Source organism: Methylobacterium sp. WL12 (assembly GCF_008039475.1).
GTDB lineage: Bacteria > Pseudomonadota > Alphaproteobacteria > Rhizobiales > Beijerinckiaceae > Methylobacterium > Methylobacterium cerastii.
Window position 1 is genome coordinate 26,009 of record NZ_VRUW01000057.1, and the last position, 6,966, is coordinate 32,974.

At 71.5% G+C, this 6,966-nt stretch carries 7 protein-coding genes; 3 read left to right on the forward strand and 4 right to left on the reverse strand.

Annotated elements, in window-relative coordinates; all coding sequences use genetic code 11:
• The first annotated feature begins 159 nt into the window (after window positions 1-159).
• Together FV226_RS18800 and FV226_RS18805 are read left to right on the forward strand one after the other, a co-directional pair.
• A complete protein-coding gene (locus FV226_RS18800; protein WP_147764079.1) occupies window positions 160-978 on the forward strand; it encodes a Crp/Fnr family transcriptional regulator in 819 nt (272 codons plus the stop codon).
• Between the two features lie 4 nt (window positions 979-982).
• A complete protein-coding gene (locus FV226_RS18805; RefSeq protein ID WP_147764080.1) occupies window positions 983-3,295 on the forward strand; it encodes a PAS domain-containing protein in 2,313 nt (770 codons plus the stop codon).
• Between the two features lie 18 nt (window positions 3,296-3,313).
• Here the strand turns inward: FV226_RS18805 and rimM are convergent, their stop codons facing one another.
• The 4 genes from rimM to FV226_RS18825 form a co-directional block, all read right to left on the reverse strand.
• Complete coding sequence (gene rimM / locus FV226_RS18810; protein ID WP_246691653.1) at window positions 3,314-3,844, reverse strand: ribosome maturation factor RimM; 531 nt, start codon at window positions 3,842-3,844, stop codon at window positions 3,314-3,316.
• Between the two features lie 146 nt (window positions 3,845-3,990).
• Window positions 3,991-4,353 (reverse strand): 30S ribosomal protein S16, encoded by a 363-nt coding sequence (gene rpsP / locus FV226_RS18815; RefSeq protein WP_147728730.1) that lies wholly within the window; start codon window positions 4,351-4,353, stop codon window positions 3,991-3,993.
• Between the two features lie 104 nt (window positions 4,354-4,457).
• On the reverse strand, window positions 4,458-6,026 hold the full coding sequence (gene ffh / locus FV226_RS18820; protein WP_147764082.1) for a signal recognition particle protein: 1,569 nt from the start codon (window positions 6,024-6,026) through the stop codon (window positions 4,458-4,460).
• Window positions 6,027-6,030: 4 nt separating this feature from the next.
• Complete coding sequence (locus tag FV226_RS18825) at window positions 6,031-6,246, reverse strand: glutathione S-transferase (RefSeq protein WP_147764083.1); 216 nt, start codon at window positions 6,244-6,246, stop codon at window positions 6,031-6,033.
• Between the two features lie 282 nt (window positions 6,247-6,528).
• Here FV226_RS18825 and FV226_RS18830 point away from each other — a divergent pair, with 282 nt between their 5' ends.
• Window positions 6,529-6,750 (forward strand): hypothetical protein, encoded by a 222-nt coding sequence (locus FV226_RS18830; RefSeq protein WP_246691652.1) that lies wholly within the window; start codon window positions 6,529-6,531, stop codon window positions 6,748-6,750.
• The last annotated feature ends 216 nt before the right edge of the window (window positions 6,751-6,966 follow it).

Below are 6,966 nucleotides of genomic sequence, written 5' to 3' on the forward strand. Positions count from 1 at the left end.
GCTGGCGCCGCCTGGGAATCAAGCCGACGTCCCTGTCGTCGCGAACTGGCACCGGGGACAGCCTCCGCGAAAATCGGCGCGAACTTCGCCTTGTGAACAGACGGCGGCCTCGCGCTGCGCTATGGCCTTGATGCACGTGAGGATCGAACCGCTGCCGCCATGGCCGTCACCGCCGCCCCGTCCTTCGGCAGGAACCTCCTGCTGCGCGCCCTGCAGCCCGCCGACCGGGCGCTGATTGCGTCCTACGCCGAACCGGTGGAGTTCGTGCGCGGCGACGTCGTGTTCGGCTCGGGCGACCCGGTCTCGCACGTCACCTTCCCCTGCGACCACACGGTGGTCACCCTGGCGATCACCATGCTCGACGGCCGCATGGCCGAGACGGCGACGGTGGGCTGGGAGGGCGCCGTCGGCGGCGTGGTCAGCCAAGGCTACCTGCCGGCCTTCAGCCGCTCCGTGGTGCAGATCGGCGGCCCGGCCTTGCGCGTGGAAGCCGGGCGCCTCCAGGCGGCCAAGCAGGCCTCGCGTACCCTGCGCAACCTGTTCACACGCTACTCCGACTGCCTGATCGCCCAGCTCCTGCAATCGGTCGCCTGCAACGCCCTGCACCCGATCGAGCAGCGCGCGGCCAAGTGGCTGCTGACCCTGCACGACCGGCTCTCGACCGACGTCCTGCCGATCACCCAGGACGTGTTAGCCGAGATGCTCGGCGTGCGCCGCACCTACCTGTCGGGCGTCCTGCGCGGCCTGCACGACCGCGGGATGATCGCGGTGGCCCGCGGACGCATCACCATCCGCGACCGGGCGGCCCTGGAGCGGGCGGCCTGCGAGTGCCACGACCGCGTGCGCCGCCATTTCGAGGACGTGCTCGGCGCGGTCTACCGCGACGACGGCACGCTGGTCGCCGTCGACCCGGCGGCGGCCGGCGCGGCGGGTTCGGCCGCGCAAGGCGGTTCGGCCGCGCGAGAAAAGGCGGCGTGAGGCCATGACCGCCGCACCGACCCCGGACCCGCTCGACGGCGCGCGCCTCGCCGCCCTCGACGAATACGGCATCCTCGACACGCCCGCCGAGAGCGGCTTCGAGGATATCGTCCTCCTGGCCTCGCAGGCCTGCGAGACCCCGACGGCGCTCGTCAGCTTCGTCGCCAAGGACCGGCAATGGTTCAAGGCGCGGATCGGGTTCGACCCGTGCGAGACGCCGCTGACCCAATCGGTCTGCGCGCACGCGCTCGGCCGCGACGGCATCCTCGTCATCCCCGACCTGACCCGCGACCCGCGGACCCGCGACAACGCCCTCGTCACCGGCGATCCGCAGATCCGGTTCTATGCCGGGGCGCCGCTGCACACGCAGGACGGCTTCGCGCTGGGCACGCTCTGCGTCATCGACTCCGTGCCGCGCCCCGAGGGCTTGACGGCGCGGCAGACGGCGACCCTGACCGCGCTGGCGCGCCAGGTGATGGTCCAGCTCGAATTGCGCCGGGCGATCGAGAACCGCGAGCAGGCGCTGGCCGCCCGCGCCCGCGCCGAGGAGCAGCTGCGCCTCGCGGTCGAGGCCACCGGCATCGGCATCTTCGACTTCGACCTCGCCACCGGCGAGCTGCGCTGGGACGCGCGGGTGCGTGCCTTGTTCGGCGTGCCGGCGCGCGGCCCGATCACCTACGCGGAGACCTATCTCGGCGGCGTCCACCCCGACGACCGGGAGCGCGCGGACGCGGCGGTCCGGGCGGCCATGGACGCGGACGGCGTCGGCGTGTTCGATACCGACTACCGGGTGATCGCGGCCGACACCGGCGTCGAGCGCTGGCTCGCGGCCCGCGGCCGGGCGATCGTCGAGGACGGCGTCGCCGTCCGCTTCATCGGTTCGGTCCGCGACATCACCGAGCACAAGGCCGCCGACCTCGCCCTGAAGGCGACCGAGGAGCGCTACCGCCTGGCGGCGCGCGCCACCACCGACGCGATCTGGGACTGGGACCTCGTTGCCGACCAGGTCCGCTGGAACGAGGCGCTGACGCTCGCCCACGGCCACGACCTCGGCGCGGTGGTGCCGCAGGGCGCGTGGTGGCTCGCCCAGATCCATCCGGAGGACCGCGACCGGATCGCCCGCAGCATCCACGCGGCGATCGACGGCACCGTGGAGACCTGGACCGACGAGTACCGCTTCCGGCGCGGCGACGACAGCTACGCCGCCGTGATCGACCGCGGCTACATCATCCGCGACGACGCCGGCCGGGCGGTGCGGATGATCGGGGCGATGCTCGACATCACCCGCCGCAACGAGACCGAGCGGCGCCTGCGCCAGAACCAGGCGCAGCTCGACACCGTCCTGCAGACCATGCCGGTGGGCATCCTGCTGGCGGAGGCGCCGAGCGGACGGATCGTGTTCGGCAACCCGCGCCTGGAGCGCATCCTCGGCCACCCGACCGTGCAGGCCGAAGACCGGGACGGGTACGGCGCCTACCGCGCCTACAGGGCCGACGGGTCGCCGGTGCCGCCCGGGGACTACCCGCTCGCCCGCATCACCGCCGGCGAGGTCGACCACGCCGAGCTGGAGGCGCATTACCAGCGGCCTGACGGGTCGCGCCGCTGGATCGAGATCATCGGCGAGGCCGTGAAGGATTCCAACGGCGTCACCATCGGCGCGGTGGTTGCGGTCGGCGACATCGAGGACCGCAAGCGCGCTGCGCAGCAGCAGGACATCCTCCACCACGAGCTCGGGCACCGCCTGAAGAACACCCTCGCCCTGGTGCAGGCGATCGCGACGCAGACCCTGCGCAACGTCACCGATCTGGATGCGGCCCGCGAGGCCTTGTCGGCCCGCCTCGTGGCCATGGGCAAGGCCCACGACATCCTGCTCTCCGGCGAGAGCGAGAGCGCGGGGATGGAGGCGGTGCTGCGCGGCGCCCTGAGCATCCACCACGACGGCGGGCCGCAGCGGTTCCGACTCTCGGGGCCCGACCTCGCGGTCGGCCCGAAGGCGGCTCTGTCGCTGGCGCTGATGGCGCACGAGCTGGCCACCAACGCGGTCAAGTACGGCGCGCTCTCGGTGCCGGACGGCAGCGTCGTCCTGCGCTGGGAGGTCGAGGGCCGCGACCGCGCGGACGGGAGCGCCGTCATCCACCTGCTCTGGCGCGAGCAGGGCGGTCCGTCCGTGGTCGAGCCGACCCGCAAGGGGTTCGGCACCCGCCTGATCGAGCGCGGCCTCGTCGGCGCGATCGGCGGCACGGTGAGGCTCGCCTACCCGGAGAGCGGGGTCACCTGCACGGTCACGGCCCCCTTGAGCGGGCTGCTCGAATCGTAAGCTGGACGCCGGTCTCGCTCAGCCCGGATCGTCCGCGGGCTTCGGCCCGGCGGGCGTGAAGAAATCCTCCGGCGGCGCCACCACGACGCGACGCGCCGCGACGTCGAGGTCGGGGACGAAGGCCTTTGTGAAGGGCAGGAGCGCCGTGGCGCCCCCCTGTACGGGCTTGATCTCCAGGAGGTCGCCGCCGCCGTAGTTCGGCACCGCGACGACGGTCCCGATCACCGTGCCGGCGGCGTCGATCGCCGGCAGCCCGACGAGGTCGGCGGTGAAGACCTCGTCCGCATCCGGCTCGCCGAGGCGCTCGCGGGGGACGTAGAGGAGGGTGCGGTTCAGGGCCTCGGCGCCGGTCCGGTCGGAGACGCCGCGGACGCGCGCGACCAGGAGGTCGGGCGACGACCCGGGAGCCGGGCGCACGCTCGTGAGTTCGAACGTCCGGCCGTCGGCCGAAACGAGCGGGCCGTAGCCGGCGATGGCCTGCGGGTCGCCGGTATAGGATTTCAGGCGGATCTCGCCGTTGAGCCCCTGCGCCCGGCCGAACTCGCCCATCACGACGAGGTTCGGGTCGACCGAGACGGGGGCCGGCTTCGCCGCGGGCTTGGGCCGCGGCGAAGTCTGGGTGTCGGGCGCGATGGCGCCGCGGCGCGCGCCGTCGCCGCGGGATGGGCCTGCGGGACGACGCATGCTCTGGCTCCTCAGGCGGCCGCGTCCTCGGCGGGCTTGGCGGCCTTCTCGGCGCGCTTGGCGGCGCGCTCCTTGGCCTTCTCGCCCGGCTCCGCCTTCTGCGGGTTGTTGCGGGTCGGGCGCTTGGCGAGCCCCGCGGCGTCGAGGAAGCGTAGCACGCGGTCGGTCGGCTGCGCGCCCTTGGCGAGCCAGGCCGTGATCTTCTCGGCCTCGAGCACGATGCGGGCCGGGTCATCCTTGGCCTTCATCGGGTCGTAGGCGCCGACCTTCTCGATGAAACGGCCATCGCGGGGGGCGCGGGCGTCGGCGACGACGATGCGGTAGTACGGGCGCTTCTTGGCGCCGCCACGGGTGAGGCGGATCTTGAGGGACATGTCTTCAACTCCTGATGTGCTTCGATCGATCAACGAATGGTGAGTAGTGAGTAGCGAATGGAAGGCCGAAAGCCGCATTCGCTATTCGCTACTCCCCCTTCGCCCTACTTCTTCTTCCCGAACGGGAAGCCGCCGAGACCCGGCATCTTCGAGCCTCCGAGGCCCGGAAGGCTCGGCATCTTGCCAGCCCCCCCGAGGCCGGGGGGCATCGGCGGCAGCTTGCCGCCGAACTGCTTCTGCATCGCCTCGATCTGCTCCGGCGTCGGCTCGGGCATTCCCGGCGGAAGGCCGGGCATCCCGCCGCCCATGCCGCCCGGCATCCCGCCGCCGCCGAGGCCGAACATCGAGCCCAAAGCCTGGCCGATGCCGCGTTTGCCCGAGCCCATCGCCTTCATCATGTCGGCCATGGTCCGGTGCATCTTCAGGAGCTTGTTCAGCTCCTCGACCTTGGTGCCCGAACCCGCCGCGATGCGCTTCTTGCGGGAGTTCTTGAGCAGGTCGGGGTTCTTGCGCTCCTGCGCGGTCATCGAGGAGATGATCGCGCGCTGGCGCTTGAACATGTTCTCGTCGAGGTTGGCGCCCTCGACCTGCTTCTTCATCGCGCCCATGCCGGGCAGCATGCCCATCAGGCCGCCGATGCCGCCCATCTTCTCCATCTGTCCGAGCTGCATCGACAGGTCGTCGAGGTCGAACTTGCCCTTGCGCATCTTCTCCGCGGTGCGGAGCGCCTGCTCGTGGTCGATGGTCTCGGCCGCCTTCTCGACGAGCGAGACGATGTCGCCCATGCCGAGGATGCGGTTGGCGACGCGGGAGGGATGGAACTCCTCCAGCGCGTCGACCTTCTCGCCGGTGCCGACGAGCTTGATCGGCTTGCCGGTGACGGCGCGCATCGAGAGCGCCGCGCCGCCGCGCGAATCGCCGTCCATGCGGGTGAGCACGATGCCGGTGACGCCGAGCCGCTGGTCGAAGGCGCGCGCGGTGTTGACCGCGTCCTGGCCGGTGAGCGCGTCGGCGACGAGCAGCACCTCGTGGGGGTTCGTCGCCGCCTTCACCTCGGCGGCTTCCTGCATCAGGGCCTCGTCGACCGTGGTGCGGCCGGCGGTGTCGAGCATCACCACGTCGAAGCCGCCGAGCCGGGCGGCGTCCATGGCGCGCTTGGCGATCTGCACCGCCGACTGGCCGGCGACGATCGGCAGGCAGGCGACGCCGACCTGGGCCGCGAGGATCGCCAGCTGCTCCATCGCTGCCGGGCGGCGGGTGTCGAGGGAGGCGAGCAGCACCTTGCGCTTCTCGCGGTCGGACAGGCGCCGGGCGATCTTGGCCGTGGTGGTGGTCTTGCCCGAGCCCTGCAGGCCGACCATCAGGATCGGCACCGGGGCGGGGGCGTTCAGGTCGATCACGCCGGCATCGGTGCCGAGCATGGCCACGAGCTCGTCGTTGACGATCTTCACGACCATCTGGCCGGGCGTGACCGACTTCAGCACGACGGCGCCGACGGCCTTCTCGCGCACCGCGTCGGTGAAGCCGCGCACCACTTCGAGGGCCACGTCGGCCTCGAGCAGGGCGCGGCGGACCTCGCGCATCGCGGCGGTGACGTCGGCCTCCGTCAGCGCGCCCCGGCGGGTGAGGCCGGACAGGATGCCGGACAGGCGGTCGGAAAGGCCCTCGAACATGGTGCTACTGGTCCAGGCCGGACGCGGCGGCGCGGCGCGCCTGGAACGCGTCCTCGAAGGCAATGAGCGCGCGGGCGAACTTGTCCCGGCACTCGGGATTGCAGAAGCCGACCACGGCGCCGTTGTAGAGCGTCAGGGAATCGGCCGCGATCGGCTTGCCCGACCAGGGGCAGAGCTCGTTCACGGCATCCTCGATGCGCAGGGCGGCGGATGGTGTCATGGCGTAAAGGTCATGGCGTGGGTCAAGGACGGCCTTCGTGAGAACACCTGCCGCCAACGCCGAGCACGCCCGAGGGCGCGGACGCGCTGTCGGGCGTTGACCTCCGGCCTCGATGGACCGGTCGGCTTCGGAATCGACGACGAACGTCGGATGCGCCGGGCGATACGGAAGCCGGCGCCAAAAGTCAATTTTTGCATGCCCCGGCAGCTTCCCCGGCAGCCGCCCCTACGGCCGGGCTCGCCTTTTCGCCCGCCTCTCCCACCTTCGATGATCCGACGAAGCATGAAGGAGGACGACCGCATGGCATACGTCTCGGCCAAGATCAGGGACGAGGGCAGGGCCGCCAAGACGCAGGGCGCGCCGCTCTCGGCCGACCCGTATCCCGCCGGCTCCCAGGACAGCGCCGACTGGCTCGAAGGCTACACCTTCGACGAGTGCGAGCAGAACGTCGACCGCGAGGTCGAGCCAGGGGTCGAGCCAAGCGTCGACACCGGCAAGGCCTGACGGAGGAGGGCGGGATCCGGCCCACATTCTCGCGATCGAACGCAGACGCAGCGTTAACTTTTACCGATCGTTAAGCATGTTCGGCACTGAATGGCCTCGATCGTTGAGGACACACCGATGTCGGACCCCGCCCGCAACCTGCCCCCGTACGAGTCCGGTGGACGCCCGACCCCGGGCCCGCTGCGCGACTGGCTCGCCGCCATGAAGGCCCAGGCG

Bases quoted from the DNA above. Each gene is read 5' to 3' on its own strand.
- FV226_RS18800 (WP_147764079.1), top strand. From the start codon at position 160: ATGGCCGTCACCGCCGCCCCGTCCTTCGGCAGGAACCTCCTGCTGCGC.
- FV226_RS18805 (WP_147764080.1), top strand. From the start codon at position 983: ATGACCGCCGCACCGACCCCGGACCCGCTCGACGGCGCGCGCCTCGCC.
- rimM (WP_246691653.1), bottom strand. From the start codon at position 3,844: ATGGGCGAGTTCGGCCGGGCGCAGGGGCTCAACGGCGAGATCCGCCTG.
- rpsP (WP_147728730.1), bottom strand. From the start codon at position 4,353: ATGTCCCTCAAGATCCGCCTCACCCGTGGCGGCGCCAAGAAGCGCCCG.
- ffh (WP_147764082.1), bottom strand. From the start codon at position 6,026: ATGTTCGAGGGCCTTTCCGACCGCCTGTCCGGCATCCTGTCCGGCCTC.
- FV226_RS18825 (WP_147764083.1), bottom strand. From the start codon at position 6,246: ATGACACCATCCGCCGCCCTGCGCATCGAGGATGCCGTGAACGAGCTC.
- FV226_RS18830 (WP_246691652.1), top strand. From the start codon at position 6,529: ATGAAGGAGGACGACCGCATGGCATACGTCTCGGCCAAGATCAGGGAC.